This window comes from Paenibacillus luteus, assembly GCF_006542765.1.
Classification (GTDB): Bacteria; Bacillota; Bacilli; order Paenibacillales; family Paenibacillaceae; genus Pristimantibacillus; species Pristimantibacillus luteus.
Window position 1 is genome coordinate 405,399 of the sequence record NZ_SKCD01000022.1, and the last position, 22,797, is coordinate 428,195.

General features: G+C 44.0%; 10 protein-coding genes and 1 pseudogene. 1 reads left to right on the forward strand and 10 read right to left on the reverse strand.

Going from position 1 to position 22,797, the window contains the following annotated elements:
- Nucleotides 1–103: 103 nt before the first annotated feature.
- The 8 genes from E0496_RS18255 to E0496_RS18290 all read right to left on the reverse strand — a co-directional run bounded on the left by E0496_RS18255 (nt 104) and on the right by E0496_RS18290 (nt 17,554).
- The gene (locus E0496_RS18255; RefSeq protein WP_141503358.1) at nt 104–1,708 is read right to left on the reverse strand and encodes an extracellular solute-binding protein; all 1,605 of its coding nucleotides are present in this window, start codon (nt 1,706–1,708) and stop codon (nt 104–106) included.
- A gap of 40 nt (nt 1,709–1,748) precedes the next feature.
- Entirely contained in the window at nt 1,749–2,639 is an 891-nt protein-coding gene (locus E0496_RS18260; protein ID WP_141503183.1) for a carbohydrate ABC transporter permease, read from the reverse strand.
- 12 nt (nt 2,640–2,651) lie between these two features.
- Complete coding sequence (locus E0496_RS18265) at nt 2,652–3,593, reverse strand: ABC transporter permease (RefSeq protein ID WP_141503184.1); 942 nt, start codon at nt 3,591–3,593, stop codon at nt 2,652–2,654.
- Nucleotides 3,594–3,831: 238 nt separating this feature from the next.
- Nucleotides 3,832–5,916, reverse strand: coding sequence for a helix-turn-helix domain-containing protein (locus E0496_RS18270; RefSeq protein ID WP_241674858.1), 2,085 nt, complete (start codon nt 5,914–5,916; stop codon nt 3,832–3,834).
- A gap of 1,049 nt (nt 5,917–6,965) precedes the next feature.
- The gene (locus E0496_RS18275; protein ID WP_141503185.1) at nt 6,966–14,252 is read right to left on the reverse strand and encodes a DUF5695 domain-containing protein; all 7,287 of its coding nucleotides are present in this window, start codon (nt 14,250–14,252) and stop codon (nt 6,966–6,968) included.
- Nucleotides 14,253–14,288: 36 nt separating this feature from the next.
- Entirely contained in the window at nt 14,289–15,158 is an 870-nt protein-coding gene (locus tag E0496_RS18280; RefSeq protein ID WP_141503186.1) for a carbohydrate ABC transporter permease, read from the reverse strand.
- Complete coding sequence (locus E0496_RS18285) at nt 15,155–16,078, reverse strand: carbohydrate ABC transporter permease (RefSeq protein WP_141503187.1); 924 nt, start codon at nt 16,076–16,078, stop codon at nt 15,155–15,157. The genes E0496_RS18280 and E0496_RS18285 overlap by 4 nt, the downstream gene beginning before the upstream one ends.
- A 72-nt stretch (nt 16,079–16,150) precedes the next feature.
- Nucleotides 16,151–17,554: an ABC transporter substrate-binding protein gene (locus E0496_RS18290; RefSeq protein WP_141503188.1), complete on the reverse strand. Its 1,404-nt coding sequence runs from the start codon at nt 17,552–17,554 to the stop codon at nt 16,151–16,153.
- A gap of 620 nt (nt 17,555–18,174) precedes the next feature.
- Between E0496_RS18290 and E0496_RS18295 the strand changes: the two genes are divergently transcribed.
- Nucleotides 18,175–19,065, forward strand: coding sequence for an AraC family transcriptional regulator (locus tag E0496_RS18295; RefSeq protein WP_141503189.1), 891 nt, complete (start codon nt 18,175–18,177; stop codon nt 19,063–19,065).
- A 172-nt stretch (nt 19,066–19,237) separates the two neighbouring features.
- Here the strand turns inward: E0496_RS18295 and E0496_RS18300 are convergent, their stop codons facing one another.
- Nucleotides 19,238–21,712 (reverse strand): hypothetical protein, encoded by a 2,475-nt coding sequence (locus tag E0496_RS18300; protein ID WP_241674859.1) that lies wholly within the window; start codon nt 21,710–21,712, stop codon nt 19,238–19,240.
- A 308-nt stretch (nt 21,713–22,020) separates the two neighbouring features.
- A pseudogene (locus E0496_RS18305) lies at nt 22,021–22,609 on the reverse strand (alpha/beta fold hydrolase); the annotation flags it as partial.
- Between the last annotated feature and the right edge of the window lie 188 nt (nt 22,610–22,797).

The following is a 22,797-nucleotide window of genomic DNA, read 5'->3' on the forward strand; positions in this document are numbered from 1 at the left end:
CTTTTTCCTTATATTGATTCTTGTTCATTCCTGCTTCAATCATGAAGTTATACCCGATTCTCCGCCACATGAGCGGAGAATCAGGCTTTATCCTAACTTTAGGTTACTTCGCCGCATCAAACGCCTGGCGTTTCTCGTCCATAACTTCTTGCCCACCAATTTTCATATAATCGTTCACTTCGTTATCATAAACTTTATCGAAATCGCCAGGCTTTGCCGTCACAACTTTCACAAAAATTTCATCGCTCTTCGCTTTAAGCGTTGTAGCATATTTTATTTCCGCTTGGATCGGCGTCGTAACGCTAGGTTTTATAACACCGTCTTTGCTACCAAGCTCGATGCTAGAGATTGTGAAATCTTTATACTGTGGATCAGAAGCATTTGCAGCAATGTTCAAATCTTCATCCGTTGTGCTAGCTAACTTTCCGTTCAAAATTATGGCGTAATCAGAATAGTTATAAAGGGTTTGCTTTGCTTCATCATTGTCCAGAACTTGCGGCACGCCATCTACCATTTCGTAGGTTTTGCCTTCTGTTCCGTTTTGCAAAGCAAGAAAGTTTTCAGGCACTGCCATCCAGTCAAGGTACTTGACTACAGCTTCGGCGTTTATGCTGGATTTTGGAACGAATAAATACAGTCCGTTCGGCGGATAAAGTGCTTTTGGCGTCTTTCCGTCAGCAGTCGTAAATGGGTTAATCGGGACAAGTTTCGCATTGGGATCTGCTTTATAAACTTCAGCCAAGTAACCCTGATAGACCGGCTCGTTCGTATTTGCCGTACCAACACCAACGATTCCATTAATCAGATCTTTCTGGAACTTCTGTGGATCTTTGTTCATCGATAATGGGAAGTCCGGATCAATCAACCCTTCGTTATATAGCTTATTTAAGAAGCGATGCGCTTCTTTGTTGCCCGGCAGCAACCAGTCAGGCATGGAGTATAGATCAGCATCCGAAATCTTGTCCCACTCCCAGAAGGAATATTGAAGAGGCTTACTATGGAATGGATCAATATTGCTGAAAGGAATCACTTTGTCGCCAGACTTTCCTGGTTTTTTCTCTTTAAATGCTTTCAGTGTTTGATAGAATTCATCGGTCGTTGTCGGAATTGGTAATCCCAGTTCATCCAACCAGTCCTGGCGTAAAAATGTCGTACTTTCCGGGAGCAGTACCCGACGTGCCGGAATCGCGTATTGAATACCATCGAATTTACCGTAGTTAAGCACAGTTTCGCCCAGGACAGTTTTTAAGTTTGTGCCGAACTTCTCCAGTAACGGTCCGAGATCAGTCAAACCTCCGTCTTTTACGTATTTCTGTACGGTAGGCGTATCATACGTATAAACTAGATCTGGAGCTTGATTAGCTGCCATCAAAACATTCAGTTTCTCAACTTCTTGTGTCCGCGGAACGGTTACGAATTCGACTTTAATGTTGTTTGGATCTCCAAAATTCTCTTGAATATATTTCGTTGTGAAGTTGTCTGTGATAGGCGGAGCACCGGTTGGAGTATTATTGCGGTCGAAAAGCTCGATACGCAAAGTGATTGGATCACTTTTCGGCGCTTCTGTAGTTGGATTCGAGGTTTCGTTTGCAGGTTTGTTTGTAGCCTCGCTACTGCCAGAATTAGTGTTGGAACAACCTGCAAGAATCGTTGTTGTGACCGCCACTGCCATTAGACTGGCTGACCATTTTTTGGATTTTGAAATCATTTGACCCGCTCCTTTGAACTGTTGGAATTCACTTTCAACATTATCCTTTGACTGCACCAATCATCATCCCAGATACAAAATATCGCTGCAGCCATGGGTAAACTAATAGAATTGGAAGGGTAGCAAACATAATTGAAGCCGCTTTGAGACTCTCGGGTACTGGAGCTGCCGTTCCTATTCCTTCCAGCATACTATTGACCTGACTATTCATAACCATTTCATAAAGTCTGAGCTGCAAGGGATAAAGATTAGAGTTCGTAATGTAAAGTAGCGCGTCCATAAATCCGTTCCATCGTCCTACGGCATAAAATAAACTAATGGTTGCCAATACAGGGAGCGAAAGAGGCAAGATGATTCCGAGCAAGATTCTAAAATGGCTTGCTCCATCCATTCTTGCCGATTCTTCAAGTTCCAATGGAATGGAACTAAAGAAGGTTTTGATGATGAGCAAATAAAACGCGTTAATGGCTCCTGGTAAAATCAGCGACCAGATAGAATCAAGTAGATTCAAGTTTTTCACAAGCAAATATTCCGGAATCATCCCACCGCTGAAGAACATAGTGACTACGATTACAAACAGAAACAAATCGCGTCCTTTAAGTTGTTTCTTGGTTAATGGATATGCAGCCATCACTGTCATGGTCATAGCTATCATGGTAAATAGCGAGACCATACCTATTGTAAATACGAGTGAGCGAATCATCTGATCATTTCCAAATACAGCTTTATAAGCCGTCCAATCCATGTCGATAGGAATGAGCGTAACTTTACCGCTCATAATAGCACTATTACCACTGAGTGATAATGCCAAGATATGAATCATAGGTGCCAAGCAAAGAAGACTTGCAATTGTAACAACAAGAATCAAGACAATATCCAATAACTTGCCTGTACGGTTCGTTCGAATGCTCGGGTGATTTGGGCTTGTCATGATTATCTCCTCCTACCATATGCCCTGATCGTTGACTTTGCGAGAAATGAAGTCGGCAGACAATAGGAAGATCAAACCGATGACCGCCTGGAACAATCCAATAGCCGTAGCGATCGTATATCTCGCTGATTGGATACCTGTCTTGTACACATACGTGCTGATTACCTCCGAGACGTCCGTGACAAGCGGATTGCTTAAGACGAACGGACGATCGAAGCCGATACTAGCCATATGTCCGATATTGATAATCAACAATATAATGATGGTCGGCTTAATGCCTGGCATCGTAATATGCCATATCTTCCGCACTCGACTTGCCCCGTCAACATCTGCCGCTTCATATAAATCCTTATTAATACCCGTCAGTGCCGCAAGATATATGATCGTACCCCAGCCCGCACTTTGCCATATTCCGATACCAAGATAGGTAAACACCCATAAAATTGGTTCTGTCAGGAAAGGTATAGCCTGGATATTAAACGATTTCAACACATTGTTCACGATACCAGTATTGGTAGACAACAATTGAATCGCTATGCCGCCAATAATCACCCAAGAGATGAAATGCGGCAGATACAGCACCATTTGCACACCTTTCTTAAACCATTGAACACGCAACTCGTTTAGAACGATGGCTAAAATAATTGGCAGCGGGAAGCTAACGAGCAAGTCGAGCAGATTCAACATAAAAGTATTTCGTAATGCCAAATAAAAACCTTGCATTTGGAAGACTTCTCTAAAGGTCTCAAAGCCAACCCACGGACTCTCCCAAATCCCTTTGAAAATGTTATATTCCTTGAACGCAATGACTGCTCCAAACATGGGTACATACTTGAATGTTACGAAAAACATCAAGGGTACCAGAATCAAAATGTAGAGCTGCCATTCTCGGAGCAAGGATCGGAACGACAAACGTGGTGCCGTCCTGCGCATCGGCTTGGTTGATATGGCCATATACCTCCTCTTTACATTAATTTTTGCCTGTTGGCCCATGCATGGTTAGGCATTTCTTACAGGCACAAATGTATCATCTGCACCGTCAGCTTGAAAATTAACAATAATTAATCCCCTAACTTGATGTTTTGAAACCCAAAACGACTCGAATTTGTATGTTATCGCTTTACTTAACTTTATTTAAGAAGCTAACCTGTTTTAATCCCAAACAAAAAGCCTGCTGTAAATCAGCAGACTTCTATACATTTCTTTGTGCGCGATAGATTTCTCGATATTCGCCGGGTGGAAACCCGTAGGTTTTCTTAAAAGCCCGATGGAAGGAAAGAACATGTGTGTACCCCACCATCTCTGCGATAGATTGTATGGCATTATCCGAATCCATAAGCATTTTGCGTGCATGGTCAAGCCGAACTTTCGTTACGTAATTGATAAACTTCTCGTTAGTCTCTTTCTTGAACAAAATGCTCGCATTGGTTGTAGGCATGTTGAATTTATCGCTAATGCCCATAAGGGACAAGTTCGGATCGGCAAAATGACTATCGATGTAAGACTTCATACGCATAGCGATTGATTTACTGCTATTGCTTTCTCGCTGTAAATCCAGGTGTGGCGTTAATTCATCTAAAATCCCCTCTATCGCTTGATGCAATTCTGACAACGTTTCCGTTTGATTGGCTATCGTTTCGATACGATTCTGGAAACTTGTCCTCCATATTTCTGCCATCTCTTCTGAACTCGATGTTAATTCTCTTTCCAGATGCTGCATTAGGCTTGTTGCAAAAGTTGATAAATCCGACTTCCCAAGTTTTTTCTTCTGCAGCGAACTGACCATATGTATAAATTTGTCTCGCCATTGACCTTCACCTTTCTGCCATAGGTGAACCATCTCTGGTATCGCTCCTAGAATCGCATACGTGTTCATATCGGACTTTTCTTGAGCCATTCGCTGATCAATTACACAATTGGTACCGAATACGGCTTTAAGCAAAACGTTCGAGACGGCATGCCGGTAGGAGGAAGATATGTCGCTAATGCCTTCTATGTTCGTACCAATGCCCATGGATGCGGTCAACTCTAGATTATCATGTATCCAATTTCGGTAGTCGTTGCACATCTCCGTAATCGTCTTGTCATAAGGAAGATGAACTTCTTTCAGAAAAAGGACAACAGCTGCCTGATGCTGCTCCGTCCATACATAGTAAAGCGCAATATCCCGTTCACTTGCGAATTCCCGAATGGCACTCTCTAGAATGTATTTGAGCAAAAGTTGATCACTAGGTTTATAGTTTCCGGAGAAAGTATGATAGCTGTCTATTTCAATGGAAACCGCGCATAAACGATCAAAGTCTACAGGGAGCCCCAGCGCAGCAGCCTCTTTTTGCCATTCTGATCTGTTAATCATGCGCTGGCCAGCAATCAATTCCTGTATTAGGATTCTTTTACGGTGAGTGGCTTCTGCTTCCTGCAACGAGTTGTAATCCAACGTCTTCTGAAGTAAGTTATCGATAGCGGATTCAATAATATTAAATTCATGCATTCGCGATTTAATACTATTGCTCATGGCCTTTCGAATCCCGAATGAAGAATTTATTTTCTCCACGAGATTATGTATCGGTTTGTAATGGATATGCGTTATGATTGTAAACCAGACAAGTGCTAGAACAATGATGATAAGCACAAAAACAATCCAAATGTTGGATAGCAGCGAAAGTGCGGAATAACCTGCAGCATTAACACTTTCTACTGAATAAGCCCACCCCGTATAATCCGACACTGTTTGAAAGTTAGACATCGAAACTCGATCAGCGGATGTGTTCTGAAATTGGTGACCACTAGAATCTAGGATGTGGACTTTCGTCTGTTTGTGTTCACTAAATTGATTCAGATATTCCATCATGGAATTGACATAGATATTGATAACAATGATCCCCGTCTGCTGGGTCGGATAGATATATTTCTTCATAAGGGATACGACTTTTTGCCCGTTGCGATCAATGGTAGATAAAGTATAATCTCGCGATTCGGTCCATCTGGTTTGTTCCGTCTGCATAATAGATTTCTCTAAAAACTGGCGATCGGCGAATGAGTCAAATGTGTAGGTATTGGAGTCTGACAAAATCTTCTTGGTGGACTCGTCATACAAATAAATGGAGCTTACGAAGGGGAATGACGATTTGAGATCGATCAATTTCTTTTGAATAACAAAATAATCATAAATAACTTTACTGCGCTCAGAAAAATAATCATTAATATGCGGGTCCGTTAGTAATGCGCTAACCGAATTTCTTTCAATCAACTTCAGGTTAACCTCTGTATTCTTCATCATCTGCGCAACGATTGACCTATTTGTCTCGATGTACCTATTCTCAGATTGATGGTTTAATGTCGTGAAGAATACAATGATTACTGTCGAGATTACCACGAAAAATATCGGCGTATACGATAACATCATGCGATAATACCAGTTTAATTTCAGTGTAATCCGCCTCCCGTCCATCCTATTAAAATTCAAACCCATTCATGATAACGGTTACATTACAAGAGCCCAAACTTTATGATTCCGCAATAAAAAAAAGAATGTAGGGCAGTTGAATGATTGCCCGTATATTCCTTTCAAGTATGAAGCTCCAGCTTGGAGCTCCTCAAAGTACAAAAAGCTGAGCACGCTCTATGCCTCAAGCCATGGCAAATCCCAGCAAATGATGCCTCCGAACAATGATACTGTATGTCAAATCGCAAGGGATAGTGGACTGTCCGAAGGAATGATATAGAAGTGGAAGAAGACCGACGAGACATGGCGCAACAGAGCCAAATCAAGTCTGGATGTGGGATATTACCTTGCTCTCAAGCCCTGTTAAAGGCTTATAGTTCTATCTTGCAATCGAATTATTTAGCCAAAAATCGTGGGTTGGAACATTTGGGAGGAATAATCTGCTGAACATGCGAATCAATTAAACCATAGAGCCGTACTACCAGCAAATACAATTCTGTAAGTCACTCATAAAATGTCCCTCCAGTCATTCAAAATTTATAATCAATCAATCTTATAGTTGAAGTATATCACAGATCGTGCCCTAAAAAGCCATAACCCGCAATAGCGTACAAACACAAAATAGACTGCTATAAAGAACAGTCTAGATCGATAAACCTATTGCTTCACCTAATTCTATTGCGGGGAAGTGGCTGGCGATCTCTTTTAATTAAAGAAGCAACTACAAGAGTTGATGAATGTGAAGCTGTTTCGTTTCTATGCAGGAGAGCATGTCTAGTGAATGGATTTAATTTAGTTTCTAACGCTGTAGCCATAAAAAAAACGGTACGGAAAAACGTCACGTTTTTCCGTACCATTTTCATTTTAGGAGCATATTGCAATTATGACCATTGATGCGAATAAATATTAAACAAAATTTGTGCAGCCTCGGCCCTGGTCGTCGAACCTTTAGGACTCAGGACATTATTGCCTCGTCCGTTAACGAAGCCCATCTTAACCATTGCAGCCACATCCTCTGCTGCATAAGCTGCTAAATCTTTTGCATCCGCAAACTTGCCGAGTTCTTCAATTGTACCATTCAGCAAGGTTTTGTTTGCTGCTTGCAATGCACTAATCGTCAATATAGCCATATCCTGCCTTGTCAATTCGGCTTCGGAATTGAACTTGCCTTTGTAGCCTACGGTTATGCCGAGAGCTTTGGCTATTCCGATTTCGTCATAGTACTTGCTTGATTCCTCCACATCACTAAAGTTCGTGTCGAATTCCGCTGTAAGCTCCATCGTTCTTACCAGCCACGCCAAATATTCAGCTCTTATCACTTTGTTGCTAGGACTAAAGTCAGTAGGCGATGTGCCGTCAATCAATCGCTTGGACGCCATCATTTCGACCGCTTTGGTGTACCATGAATCCTTTGTGACGTCTTCGAAGCTTTTCTTGCTGTAGGCAACTGCATAGTGGCCAGCTTCACTCGTTGTGAATACCATGGCTTTCCCAGCAGCATCGAATTTAACATTTTTTATTTGCACAGGCTTTCCATTTGCATCGATATGCCAAACAACAAGGTAATCTAAATCATCCAGTTCATCAGCAGTAGCTGTATAGGGTATTCTAATTTCTACTGGTGCTTGCAAGCGATTTGCTTCTCCTGCCGCTCCCCCGATGTTGACGCCCCATTTAATGACGGGTCTGCTGCCTATGTCTCCTTGCGTTTCAGAATCAAACAGGGATGTGTCAGCATTCCCAATCGTCACCTCTACGCTCTTCGCATCCGTTGCAGCAAGATTCAACCCGTTTGCAGGCACAATAAGTGTTCCGAATTCCGTCTCAATCTCTACCTGTACATTGGCTTTATCCGAAGTTAATGCGGTTTTGGGAAGCTCGACGGCATATGCGCTTGCTCCCTCCATTTTCGGAATTTCCACCCGTACAGTCTTTACTCCGTTGGTGTCTGCTTTCGCGTTTTCCAATGCTCTACGGATGTCATCCTGACTAATGGATTCCGATTTAGCTATGCCAGTCGCTTTATCCACCTTTGGCGTCACAACCTTGATCGTATCTCCTACAACCTTATTAGTTACTGAAGGCTGCGTAGGCGTTGACGTCGGTGAAGGCGTGTAAGGAGTGCTTAAGATGACCATAAGAGCATCGCTTGCATGGTAAGCTGAGGTTCCCTTATATCTGACATAATAGGTTCCTGCGTCAAGACCTGTAATCTCTATGCCTGTGATGGCAGTCCAGTCGCTCGAATTAGCCCCTTGTTTCTGGTATTCCATCGTGGACTCCACGCCTGTGATCTTCCCATCCCGAGCGCCGCTCACGCTGATATCGACACCTTTGACCACTGTACCGGATGGTGGATTCTGTTCCTGCTTGCTTCCGTCAGGAACAATTACGATAATCGCAGGGCTTGGATTGTCGGTATCTGTCTCCGCGTACCGAATTTCATAACGGCCTGCTTCGAGGTTGTCGATGCTGCTTCCGCTAACGGCAGTGTATGCGCCGCCATCTGCCTTCCGATATTCCATATCGGCAGTCACGTTTTCGATTTTCCCATCGTTTCCGCCTGCCGTTGCAGCCGGTGTAACGACCAGTTCATCCGCGTTAGGCGCATCCCGATCTGCCTTCGCTTCATTACGAATCTCCACGGTTACCGGCTGGCTTGCATGTAATTCATCTGTCGCTGCGTATCGGATTTGATAGCTGCCAGGCTCCAGATTTTCAATACTTGTGCCATTGACAGGCACATAGCTCTCATCGCCCAGCTTCCGGTATTCCATCGTGTCCTGGACGCCTTCTATCTTCCCGTTTGTTTGATTATCGGAATTCGCATTTGTGATCGTCCATTCGCTTGGTTCCGGCGCTGACTGATCCTGCTTCTGCCCTTCCGGAATGACAACTTCCTTATCCGGGCTGGCATTCAGAGAAGCGGTTTTCATATACCGAACAAAATAGTTGCCGGCGCTTAGGCCTGTAATTTCAACGCCAGTAATCGCGGTATACTCTTCCACTCCTTCCTTCCGGTACTCCATTGCCGATGTCACGCCTATAATCTTACCGTCGTTGCTATGGACAGATGTCGGCGCCACCGCAGTCGGTGTTGTTGGTGCTTCCTGCTCCTGAATGGCATCCGACTTAAGCACTTCCCATTCCCATAAGCCAACGCCAACACCGCTTCCAGCTGATTGCTTTGTCATCGTAACTCGCAGCGCTTTCACTTGCAGCCCTGAATCGAAATCAACCAGATTGGAAGAGCCCACCGGCGTATTATTCACCAAGGTGATACCTTCGGTAATGGTTTTCGCCGTCAACCATTCATTAGTCGTACTATTCAATGGAATGTAGGAATACTCGTACTTTGTAGGTGCTAGTATGCCGCCTGCATCTGACCATAGCACCAAGTTCGAGCTATTGATTGTAACGCCTTGCGGCCATTCATATTGCACCCATTCCGCTGCTCCTGCATTCCCCCAGGTTCCCCAATGCGGGATGTTCGCTTCTGCTTTTCTACCGTCATTGACAGCTGCAACGCTCTCCCAAGGAGAGGTATAGCTAGCGGATACGCGAGCCAAGAATGCCATATTGTTATCGCGCGGATGGAGCAGCTTCAGGTCTGTCAGCAGCTTACCGAGTGCCTGGGCAACTTCCTCTTCTGTGGCATCCATTTTTTGAATGACCGCTGATGCGTTTGCCTTTGCCGCATCGATTGGCGCAAGGCCTTGATCGATAAAGTTTGAAGCGTTTAAGGCATTAACATAGTTATTAACGCTAATTAACTCCGACTTATCTACCGTTCCCGTATAGCCGTTTACCTTCCATTCCAGAATGCCGCTTCCGTTTGCAGTCGGCCTCATGTCTATACGCACGCCTGTAATATAGGCAGGCTCGAAAGTGGTTGTGTTGTACTTGTCCAGTTCATTTCCAAGTCCGTTAATCGCTCTTGGCGTATACCATATTCCATTCTCGTCGCGAAGCTTGAGCTGCATATCCTTCGGTCGGAAGTTTCCGCCAGCGTCTTGGAAGACGTATACATCCATCGAAGAAGCAAGGAATGGTTGAAGCCATTCATACGTGACCCATGCCGGATCTCCTTCTCTTCCCCAGTTGTGCCATGCGCTGTTCGGAGCTGTGCGAGAAGGCGAGAAATCTCTTGAATTTTTCGGCTCAACACCGTTATTCATCGCCTCGGGATATCCGTCACCGCCGGAGAAACTGGCAGAGGCTTTTGCTGTCAGCGCAGCGTTTTGAGGCGGTACGCTCACGACATACACAGTGGCGAGAACCTCTAGATCGCTGTCTGTCACTTTACCGCTTGCTTCGAAACTGCCAATGGCTTCATAGTCGACTGGATCGATATCATTCCATACAATCGAGCTCTCTCTATACCCGTCATCGAACAAAATCTTCATGATTGGCGGAAGAGACGGAGCCGTTCCCTTGCGTGTTACGGTATTAATTGCCCGGTAAGCATCCTCGGGGTCTGCTTCAATTACAATCGTTACATCCTTGCTTGCCGTCTTGCCTTCGTCGGCAGCAGTCAGCGTGAATACATAGGTACCTGCCTTGCTTATACGCGCATATGCGGTTGCTTTGTCTCCTGCGACAATCGTAATCTCGCCTGCGCCATTCGGCTTCTCCTTGACAGCCCAATCGTATGTCATGTCGGGCTCAAATTCCGCGCTGTGGATCGGATCCGGAATTGCCGTACCGGATAAGACCACAATGCTTTCATTCGTTCCGTCCTGAACGGCTGTTATTTCGTTAATCTGAGGAGGCTGTTTCTCAGGCGGAGCAGCCAACTGGAAGGTTAGTTCATCAGAACCGATGAGCTGCCCGTCATTAGCGCTCAGTCTTACTGTATAAGAGCCTTCTTTTGAACCGACAGCCTGTGTAATGCTTGCCTTCGGATAAGCAAAGCTAAGCTTCCCGCCTTGCGGTGTGCCGATCACTTCCCACTGGTAAGTCAGCGTTCCGTCCGGTGCGCCATCGTCGCTCACAATACCGTTCAGTATAAATGGAATCAGTGCCTGCGGGTTTTGCGTCGCCGTCTCTGCAGTAACCTGCGGAGCTTCATTCTCGCCCGAGTCTAGCTTTTCGATGGTCAACTGCGCTGTAGGGTCGCTATTCATTTGGAACCGAGCAAGGCCCTTATTGTTTCTTACAAAGAACTGCCCTGCTGCTTCGTTATTCAGCTTAATGGCATAATAGCCATTTTCCAAACCCGCTCCGTCGATAGCAATTCTCGAAGCATGCTCTTTTTTATCCAGATTCGAGAGCGTCAATTGAAATAGCCTGCCGTCTTTTTGAATTTCAGCGCTATCGATTTTTTCATTTTGAGAGACGATATAAATTTTTTCGTCGATTAAATTAATTCGCTTGCCGAAACCATCCTTCGGAGTGATGTCGTAGCTGCTGCCATTGTCGGTAACCAGTGCCCCATACCCGAACAGCCCAAACACCGGATCAGTAACAATATCCGAACTAATACTTAACAGAGAGCCATAAATGCCCTCGTCGGCTTCGCCGGAAAAATCGTTCCAGCCGTTGTTCATTACGCGGGAACCGCCATCGTACACGTCTTTGGTACCGGTTCCGCCCTTATACATGGAATATCTCCAAGAGGTGCTGCCCACAGATTGTGCAGAAATCTGGCCCATGTTAATGGCGTTAAAGTTCGAAATCTTCGCCGCATAGTTGCGCTGCTGCGCAGTGGCGGTCTGAGCGGCTGTTCTGCCGTCATCCTGATAACGAATCCAGTCATCCATAATATATCCCGCCAGAGACGTCGTATATTGGAAGTTCCACCAGCCCTCGCCGCCGCGGAATACCGGTACGGAATAGTGGTACCAAGTGGGCTGGATCCCGCGCATGGCACGAGTCTTCCAGTCCGCCATTTCCATGCTTTTCTTAGCCGCTGCTGCCTGTCCGTCCTGAGGATAGTACGTTCGCATCGCCTTGGCTGCTGCATAGGCTCCTTCTTCGCCGGTATTGTCATACTCAAATTCTGAGCCATAAGGATAAGCGGCGAATGTCATGCTCCGTCCTTTGTCTAGAGCGAACTTTTTCTTCAAATTTTCAAACTCCGTCTGCATGCCCTCTTCTTTCAACGCCTCGATCATATCCGGGATCTGCTGTTCGCCATAGAATCCGGTTGCACCGCTGGAAATTCGGTTGTAGTAGATGCCATAAGCCTTTTCCAGATAATACTGCGGCGATTCGCGGTACTCGATCAGATGAGGATACGCCTTCTGGATCCGATACATGTTGAAATAGCCCGTGGCTGCCATGACTTCGGAGAACTCTCGTGTATAAGGCTTATCTTTATCCGTATACGAGCCAGAATCTCTTAGCCAGTTCGCAACAATAAAGCTGTCCTGCGTATGCTTCATAAAGCGTTCCCACATAAAATCAATGAGATAATTTTCTATCGATTGAATTTCATCCGGATTTGGGTCCAAATAGTTCTTCATCGTTATGGAGTTGATATTATCATGGCCCCAGTCATCGCCCCAATGGCTTATGTTTCGGTCGAGACCATCCTTGAGATACCAGTCAAAGTAGTTACCGTAGGTCGGACTTTGCGGGTCCTTGTCCTGCGTCTTCTCCACCATGAATTCGGTATGGGTTCTCATCGTTTCGTCAAGCTCGGCCATTACATTGAATTCGTATTGCGTAAATTTATTGACCCATTCATCGCCAACCTTCAGCTCATACTCCACACGGACGCTGTTATTGCCTAGATCATCAAATTGGAGTGAATAGATGTGGTGCTGTTCGCCGTTGACAATCTTAGTTTCCAAAAATTGATAAGCCTCGGTGTAGCCCGGGTTGCCGCCAGCAAGTCCGCGCCCAGTGCGAGTGTTATTAACCATCTCGCTTCTCTGACTGCCAGGCTTGATATTCGGGATATGCGCTTCATCATAAGGATCATTCTCGTGAACGGATTGAATACCAATCGACGTTACTTTAATTTTGCTGTCATCGTAGTGCAGAGCCAGCTTCGTCGGCATATTAATGGCAGTTTGAAAGCCGGGCACCGCTACGGCGTCAATCATGCCAGATTGGTACAAAATGGAGCGCAGGTTTTTCTCGCGCTCTTCCACGGAAGTGGAAGCGTTATTAGGACTTTGGGCACTTTCCTGCGGCGTATTGTCGCCTGCGCGTATCGCCGAAAATTTAAACTGATAGGTTTTCTCCTCATTCGGACCGAGTACTAGACTGGAGGCATCGGTAAAATATCCGCGGCCGGTTTTCTGTATATCCTTAGAGTGGATATAGAGCACGTTCAGCCCAGGAAACCAGCCGCCGCTGTCGCCTGTCCAGTTGGTGAAGGTCTGTCCAGCACGCAGTTCGCCCGCCTCCTGCATCCAGTAATCCACATATTCAATGCGCGCGCCGCTTTCCGTCACCGGGGTAAACAGCATATAATTTCCTTCTCCGCTTGTCCGGATAGCATAGGAATACCCGCTGTCTGCCCCGGCAAAGTTATGCATTGTTAAACGATTGTCATACGTATCCGATACCGATCGGTATTTAGTATTCCAAGGCATCGGCAAGCCGATATCGCCGAATTCCATGTATTTTCCGCTTTTGTTTTTCAAAGTTATTTCCCATAGCATGGAACCGTCATTCGTCTCCATGTCGAACACAGACTTCACGTCAAAACCCTTCATCGCCCGATTCGTTGCGGAGTCCAGTTCCTGGCCGATAAAGTTAACCTCTACTTTCTTGCCCTCCGTGGATACCGTTTTCTCGAAATATTGATTATCAGGATTGATATTGGAATAGGTTGTTGAACCGCCGGCTGCAAGCGTTTTGTTGGTATCTACCTCTACGAAACCATCCCTAGTCACAGGAAATTGTTCATTATCGCCGGTCCGGTAAGAAAAAAGCATCTCGCCCATCCATTGATGCTGAACGTTGTTCTGTGGAGACGTGTTATTAGGCAAAACAAAATTGATAGGAGACCCGTTTCGATTAACAGGGTTATTTTGAATAAACAGCTCTTCAATCTGTCCCAGATCACCAATTTTGGCAGATAGGCTGGCATTGGAAATACCATCCGCAGCTGCAGCCAGCTTGGTTAACGAGCTTGAATTAAGCTGCAAAATTTGAATTATCAACATAAACGCGATCGTCATCGACATAAGCCTTTTTGTAATCGTTTTCATAGTAACCTCCTGATGGCTTAGTTATCCAAGGCCGAATTAATTTTTTAATCCGGTAAGCGTGATGCCCTCTACAAAATACCTTTGACCAATGAGGTAGAAAATGACGCCTGGAGCAAAGGACAAGCATGTTGCGGCCATCGTCATCGACCAGTCGCTTTTCAGTTGGCCTCTAAAGTTGGTTAGTCCCAGTGCAATCGTATATTTATCGCTTGAATTAATATAAATCATCTGCTGGAGCAGATCATTCCATAGCCCGATGAAGATAAACAACGCGACGACGATCATTGCCGGTCGGATGGCTGGCATGATGATACTGAACAAGATGCGGAAGTACCCGGCACCGTCAATCGTTGCAGCTTGATCAAGTTCTCTCGGTATGGACATGATGAACTGGCGGATTAAAAAAATATTAAATGCGCCGCCGCCGCAAAAATAAGGCAGAATTAACGGCCAATAGCTGTCACTCACTCCGAGGCCTCGCGTCCAGCCGATATACAGCGGAATAAGCGTAACCATGGCAGGCAGCAGCATGGAACCGATGCAAAGTGCCCAGATCAAGTTTTTGCCTCGAAACCGTAGCCTTGCAAAAGCGTACCCGCACAAAGTTGCCGTAAATGTTCCGGCCAAACAGGAAGGAACAATAATGACCATCGTGTTCCACAAGTACTTCCAAAATTTGAAGATCTCTAACGTTTTTTCATAATTGGAAAACAACCAATTGTTCGGCAATAGAGCTGGCGGATATCTGTAGATCTCGGCATTCGTCATAAGAGACGTGCGAAAAATCCACCAAATCGGGAAGATCGCTAAAATGGCAAAAAAAACAACAGCGACTATCGTGATCAGGTTCATCGTTCTGTTTCTTCGTTTCTTGCTTCTTAGTCGGCCATAGGCTACTTCGCTCATTTATCATCTCCTCCTTCATTGTAGATCCACCGGTTGGATGTCTTAAACAAAACAATTGTAAAAACGGCAAGTATAGCAAATATAATCAAGGTAGTGGCGCATGCATAGCCGATCTTGTAATTCACGAATGCTTGGTCGTACATCAGATAAGTCAAGAACCTTGTAGAATTCCCTGGGCCGCCATTCGTTAAGGCAAGCGCCGGCGTCACGACCTGAAGGTTGGCGATTAAGCTCATCAACAAGTTATAGAAAATAATCGGCGTCATGCATGGCAAGGTGATATGCCGGAATCGTTGCCAACCGTTTGCGCCATCCATTTCGGCTGCTTCATGGTATACACTCGGAACATTCTGAAGCCCGGCCAAAAAGATAACGATCAAGTTGCCCGAAAGCCAAACCGAAATCAACGAGAGAGATGGAACGACATAGCTGGAATCAGCGATAAAGTGAATTTTATTCAAACCAACCTCAGAGAGAAGATAGTTGAAAAAACCAAAATTCCCCTCGTAAAGCCACGACCATCCTACGTAAATCGCTACAGCCGGCAAAACATATGGGATATAAAAAACCGCTCTAAAAAAACTTCTGGCTGGAATTTTACGGTTCAGCATCATTGCAATAAAAAGGGAATAGATCATGCTTCCGATTACGGATAATACTGCAAAATAGATTGTCGTAATAATAGAGTCCTTGATATAAGGATCAGAAGTAAATAGTTTGATATAATTCTCGAAGCCAATGAACTCCGGAGGTTTCAGCCCCGTCCAATTCGTGAGACTGATTCCGAGCACACCGAGAAGAGGTAAATACGTCAGAAAGAATAATCCCAAAAAAGCAGGAATCAAACAGATATAAGCAACGCGCGCCTCGCTTGAATAAACACGGGAACGGCGCTTCGGCAGTTTATTAATGGTTTCCATATCTTGCCCCACTCCTTATGAATAAAGGATGACCGCCACCGTTGCAGCGCTAGCGGTCATCCCTTCTATCTTTTATTTACTGCCTGCATGGGCTGCTTTCAAAGCATCGAGATTTTTGGTAATCGCTTCCTTAGCGGTAGTCTTGCCGGTCCAGACATCGCCTAGAACCGACCCGAGCAACGTGTTAAAGTCTGTTGTATAGTTCGTATAGAACCACGCAGCTGGCCTTGCAGCATCAGATTGCGCATAGTCAACTACTGCCGACTTGTATTCCTCGTATGGTGGGAAGTTAGGATTTTCTACCCATTTGCGAGTAAACGTTTCATCCTTGTACCACTTGTCTAGCGTCGGCATCCAAATACCCGATGAAATAAGTGCCCAGTTGTTTTCTTCGGAGTTGTACCATTTCAGCCATTCCATCGCTTCTTCCGGATGTTTGGTCTGGGAGAATACAACATTGGCGCCGCCTGTATTGAGGGTTACCTTATCCTTCAAATAAGGCAGTACGGCTACACCATATTTAAGCCCTTCCTCTTTGGCCGTATTCAAGCTTGTTCCGATGTTCCATTGACCATTCGTTGCCATAGCGACAGTCCCGGCAATAATCGTTCGCTGAATACCATCATCGGTCTGTCCGACGGACAACGGGGCGACATGATCCTTTAAGTACAAATCGGCAACTTTCTGAATCGCTTCGACGCTAGCATCTTCTCCGATTCTAACCTCCGTACCGTCCTCGGAGTAGAAACCTCCGCCATTGCTGAGCGCCCAGGTTTCGAGCTGCCACGAAAGATTCTCTACTGAAGTGCCGTACTGAACGATGCTCTGCGAATCAAAACCTTCCTCGCCAGAATGTTTGCCGTTCTTATCAATCGTCAGTTTTTTGGCCGTCGCTACGAATTCATCCCATGTCCAAGCTTGATCAAGTGCAGCTGGAGGGTAGGGCACGTTCGCTTTATCGAACATATCTTTGTTGTAATAGAGCAGTAGAATTTCATTGGCAGCCGCATAAGCAACGGTATTCCCCTCATGTTTGTAGGCCAGACTGTCCAGCGGCTTGCTATCGCTTCCCTCATACATCGCGCTTACATCATTCAGCATCCCTTCGCCGGACCATTGAATGACTCCGCCTTCCTGCAGCATCCCTGTATCCGGCAATTGACCTGCCGTTGCAAGCGTATTCAATTTTGTCATGTAGTTCTCCCAAGGAATCGCTTGCACTTCCACTTCGATTCGCTCCTGCGAAGCGTTAAACTTGTCTGCCACGGCCTGTGTCGTGCTTCCTTCTTCCGCGCTCCCCCACATCGAGTAAACGATCTTGACCTTTTCTGTCTTGGAACCCGTCGGTGTATTCGTAGCATCTGATCCCGGTGACGCTGTGTTCCCTCCGTTGCCTCCGTTGTTCGCACATCCAATTGCACTCATTGCCAATGCAGCTAAGATAAGACCTACCCCAATTTTCTTGCCTGTTTTCATTGCCCCCGCACTCCCTTCAAAATTAGCTTTCGTTTGTATGTCTAATCATTCAACTTGATCACTAGAGCATTCAAGTGGCAAGTTAAACGTTTAGCAGTATTTACAACCAGATTGTGCCATAAGCAATCATGAAACGCAATAAGATATTTCAACCTGTTTTTTTGATATTACAACCAGCCACCAACTGCTTCATAACCAATATTCGTTTTGGCACCTCCCTTTGAAGATAATCATGGCATTTGATTAATCGTTTAACTATATTGATTTACTGTATTAGGATAAACCGCATTCTCTTCAAGTGAATAGAAAACGCTTACTTCATTGTATCATCCATCTTTTCCATTGAAAAACGATTTTTCCAACCTCTATTTATGAAATTCCAACCTCTATTTTTCTGTTTGAAAAGTATCGAGTAATGTGTTATTTTGATATAAAAGTCTTTGATATGCTCCACGATCGGACAATTTCACCTACATAGAATATAATATTGTGAAACGTTTAAATCTTTTTGCTATCTTATGTTATTTCACCATTGTAAAAACATGAATATCGCGCTAACGAAATCAATTTATAAACAAATTGAAAATACCACTATTCCTGCGTAAAGTGAGGGGATCGTTATGTCTGATATCATCATGCATTTTGTAACTCCACCTATTCCTTATTTTATCGATAGTGGGAAACATACTTTCTTGCCGCGAGAGAGGCATGTCAGCCGTTATTCCATTAGCGTATTCGATATTATTATCGTCACGAGGGGCAAGTTGTTCATCGGAGAAAATGATAATGAGTGGGTAATAAGCAAAGATGAAGCCATCATTTTAAGGCCCGATGCGCATCACTTTGGTACGGCTCCCTGTGAAGAAGAGACGGAAATTACATGGATTCATTTCCAAACATTCGGAGCTTGGGATGAAATGAAAACCATCAGCGATTGCTATGACAATCAAATTGCTTTATTTGAAAAACATAAACAGCAAGCATACCTCAACCATTGTGAAGTTAACTCGATTTTTATACCCAAGAAATTAAAGCTGTCGAGCCAATCCATGAACGATCTTACCCAATTTTATTCCTTGGATAAGGATCCGCGTTCGCTTCGAAATTGGAGGAAACAAACGGCCTTCCAGACCTTCATGCAAAATATAAACCACGATTCAGCGAATTCAATACATTCAACTGCCATACATCTCGCTGAAAAAATTGAATTATTCATTCGTCAAAACTATACCTCAAAAATCACGAATTCCGTACTTAAGGCCGAATTTAATTATCATCCCAACTACTTGGCCAAATGCATGTTAAAAGTATATGGAGTCACCCCAATGGATTACTTGCTGCAATATCGGTTCGAACATGCCAAAAAACTTCTCCTCCAAACCGACTGGTCGATTGCCCGAATAGCCGACGAATTAGGATTTAGCACGCCTGCCTATTTCTCCTCCGTTTTTACCAATAAACAAGGCAGTTCTCCAGCAAACTTTCGAAAAAAAAGATTTTCAGATTTCTAATTGAATGGGACGAAGTGAAATGGCTTTCGTCATCCTCTGAAGGCGCAGCGCGTTTCATTCCGAGAAACAGTAGACTACTTTATCGCGTGAAACCTATAAAGTTTTATATTTTTAAAAACGACAGCAGGCACTGTATTGCCGGCTGTCGTTTTTTCGTCCAGAATAGCTCCTGTTATCTTTTAACTTCTGCACTTTCAAATGCACCATTCATAAATAATACGCTCCTAACGGTTTCTCCAGCATTTGAAACGAACGCAAGCCCTTTCTCCAACATGACATATCTAGTTGGATATGCGGCATAACTTGTAATTTCCCATCCCATTTCTCTCGGCTCAATAAAACCATTTACACATCTTAGCCCGCCTTCTTCATCTGTATAAAGATACGTCGTCGAACCAAAACCAAGCATATAGGCAACGAGTTCTTCGCCCATATCCCAATCGTCACCTTCGATCGTAGAAAATAGACTGCTGAATAAGGGATCGCTCGATTTCTTAAATATGGATTGCCCAAAACGATTTCTGGAAATTTCAGGCATGTTTAAATTAGGCGCTGCAATGCTGTACGTAGAAGCTGCCTCCCCTGGCTTTAGTTTGCGAGTTGTCGAATAAACATTCCAATCATAACAATTAAAAACAGCCATCGTCGCTCGATAACCAGCTTCCAGCAATCGCGTGTCTCCAATGGTTTCATAAGTAGATCGGGCAGCGCCTGCTACTAATCCCCCCCATAACGAGTGAGTCATAAAAGATAAGGCCTCCCACCAGCGATCCGGAGCATTCGCTCTATAATCGTTACTAAATCCGATATTTGCAATAATTAACGGGGCATACAGTTCCGCTTCATCCGTTAACTTGGCTAGGCACAACGCTTCGCAAGTAAGTCCAAATCCTGCATTATCATAGAAATGCTCCGTCACGGCTCCTTGGTACCCTTGCGAACCTTGTTTTAGCCCTTTTACGAATGCTAACCATAGCAATTCAAGCTTCTCATACCAATAAATGAACTTACTCTTTTTCAACTTCTCTAACAAGTCGCCAATATATAAAATAAATACGCCTACAAGCCGTGCTTCTTCTTTTTCGCGTTTATTCTGGTGACAATCGGGGTCGAGCCGCATACACATGACCTCAGCAGCCCAACCTAAATAGGTATCTGGATTTTCATGATACAAAAGCGATTTATCAAATTGAGACAATAAGTAATATACGTGACCGATATAATCAAAATCATACATACGGTAAAAAGAACCATATAGCGGTTTAGGGATCGTAAAATCTCCATCCTCAAACCAATGATGTTTTAGATCATGGAACGCAGCCTTTTCAACTTTTCTCACTTGTTCCGGCACGGGAGCGGATAGAAGATTTTTCATCAGGATAAAAGATAATTTGCCAAGCGATTCTCCTTGATTCGATAAAGGCAAACATGCATAGGGCCGAGTTTCTTGGGCCGTATTAAAACTATGATTACATAACCATGCTGCCCTCTCCTCGAGTATCTTATGGATCGGTTCAAGGACATTTCCTACCAAAACATCACATTTTCCACTAGCTAGTTTAGCTACTATTTTAATCTCGCCAGCTGACTTAAGTGGCAACACCGTACGTAAACGTTTAGATTTTTCATCAAAAATCACATTAAACTCATTTGAGATGTCAATTTCCTTAACCGTACCGTCTTCATCTGTTACACTTAAAAGCTTAACCGAATGCAAAGCATCATTTTCTGGAAATATTACTTCGGCAAAAAACTTTCCTTCCGTAGTCGTCACGGGTGAATAAGTCCAACGCGGATGCCCGTACTTTATCGCCTGGTTATAAAAATCCTCTTGTTGTTTAAATGGAGTAAAAACAAATGACCATGTTCTTTCGTCGCCAGGCTCAAGCGTAACAGGGGAGTAATCTCCACCATAAATCCAATCGCTGTCTGCAGACTGCTCCATCGAGCTTCCATCCTCAACAAACGACAATCGGTGGTACAGCATTCCGTCCAATGACGGCGAGACCTGTTCTAAAAAACGGTTGACATAACTGCAATACGTACCAAACGCGCTGACTCGTTCGCCCGTACTGTATATGGCTAGATGAGGAGACTCGTTGCTTCTGCGCATAGCTGCAAATTTAGAGAAATCCCCTCCTACATGTGGGAATACCGCGCAAGAATGTTGCATATTCCTCAAAACATCATGATCGCGGAACATAATATACGCAAGTGAAAACCAGCTATGGAAACCCTTTACGACTATAGGATCATTAGTCGGATTTGAACAACGAATCGTCCATTTCCATTCACCGTTATTATGAAGCAGGTACTCATAACGAACTTTAAATTTATCGTGTAAAAAAGTAACTATAGCCGATTGATCGTCCATCACTTCCATATGCGGCTGCAAGTTAATGCTTTCAATCCATTCATCATCGATTGTAGCGCTCCACTGTCCAAACCGTTTATCCTGATCCGAGTATCCGGCATCCTTTACATATTGCGCATCGATTACCCAGTTCATCCTTTCCGGATCATCTGTCAATAGGAGGGATTCCACCGTTCCGTGTGGAGACAAATTTATTTCAAAAGTATCATTATAAAGCCGTATCAAGTTCTCACTCCTATCACCATGATTTAAACGTTTAGATAATAAAATCATATTATCACAGTGCCATATCTCCCTTCAAGCACTTTATAGATTCATTCAAAAACTCAGTAAAATAAAGATATTTCTTTTCTCTTTCCTCAAAATACAATCACTATTAAGAATAGTGATATTCCGTCAAAAATATGGCGAAAAAGTTAATCGTTTTTCTTATTTGCACAAAAAAAGACCGTTTTGTTAGTGAACACGGTCTCTTTTCGCTTATATGACGTCTTATACGATCTGTGACTTTCACCATGACTTATGTGTCGGTCACTGTAATTTTAGCCACTGCCCCAAATTTTTTTCAACCATTCAGCAAATAACTCTTCCTCCAATAAAATTTCTTGCGATAATGAAACTCCTTTTAAATAACGAATGACGTCGAGCAAATTATACTCTGGATTAAAGAGAAACCCTGTGTAATAATCACTATTATCATCAATTAATCTAGCTGCTCCGCCATATTTTCTAACCATGTCTCTTGGAGTAAGTTGCTCCCCTTTTTCTATCGGGCCTCGAAGCTGTTCTAATCGTTCTGCATCCTTTGAATTACCGGCTAATTTTGCTTGGTCAATAGAATAATTCAAGCTATCCAATTCGCTTTTCCCATGATCGGCAACCTGCCCAATTCCAACATAAGCAGCATATTTCTCAGGTGCTTTTGCGGCAGCTTTCATCCCAATATATGTGCCAAAAGAATGGCCGATCAGCAGCACTTTTTCTTGTCCAAATTCCTTTTTAACATAATCCGTTAATAGCAACAAATCATCTACGAGCAAATCTGCCGATAGTGTAGAGTAATCCTCAAAAAAGTGATACGACTTCCCGCTTCCGCGTTGATCATAGTGTACGAGGACCGCCATGCACAAAGATTACGATCGGATTGCGTCGGTCCACTCCCCTAATCATCACTTCATGATCAGTGCCATTAATCTTGATCTGCGTTAAAAAACTTATGCTATTATCTCCTTCAATTCGAGGTGTCCATGTTGGAAAAACCAATCCGATTGCAAAAAACAAAACAATAATAAAAATACTTATTTTTGTTATCTTTATGTATTTTCTCTTCAATTGTCCTCTCCTTAATTAGTATTCAA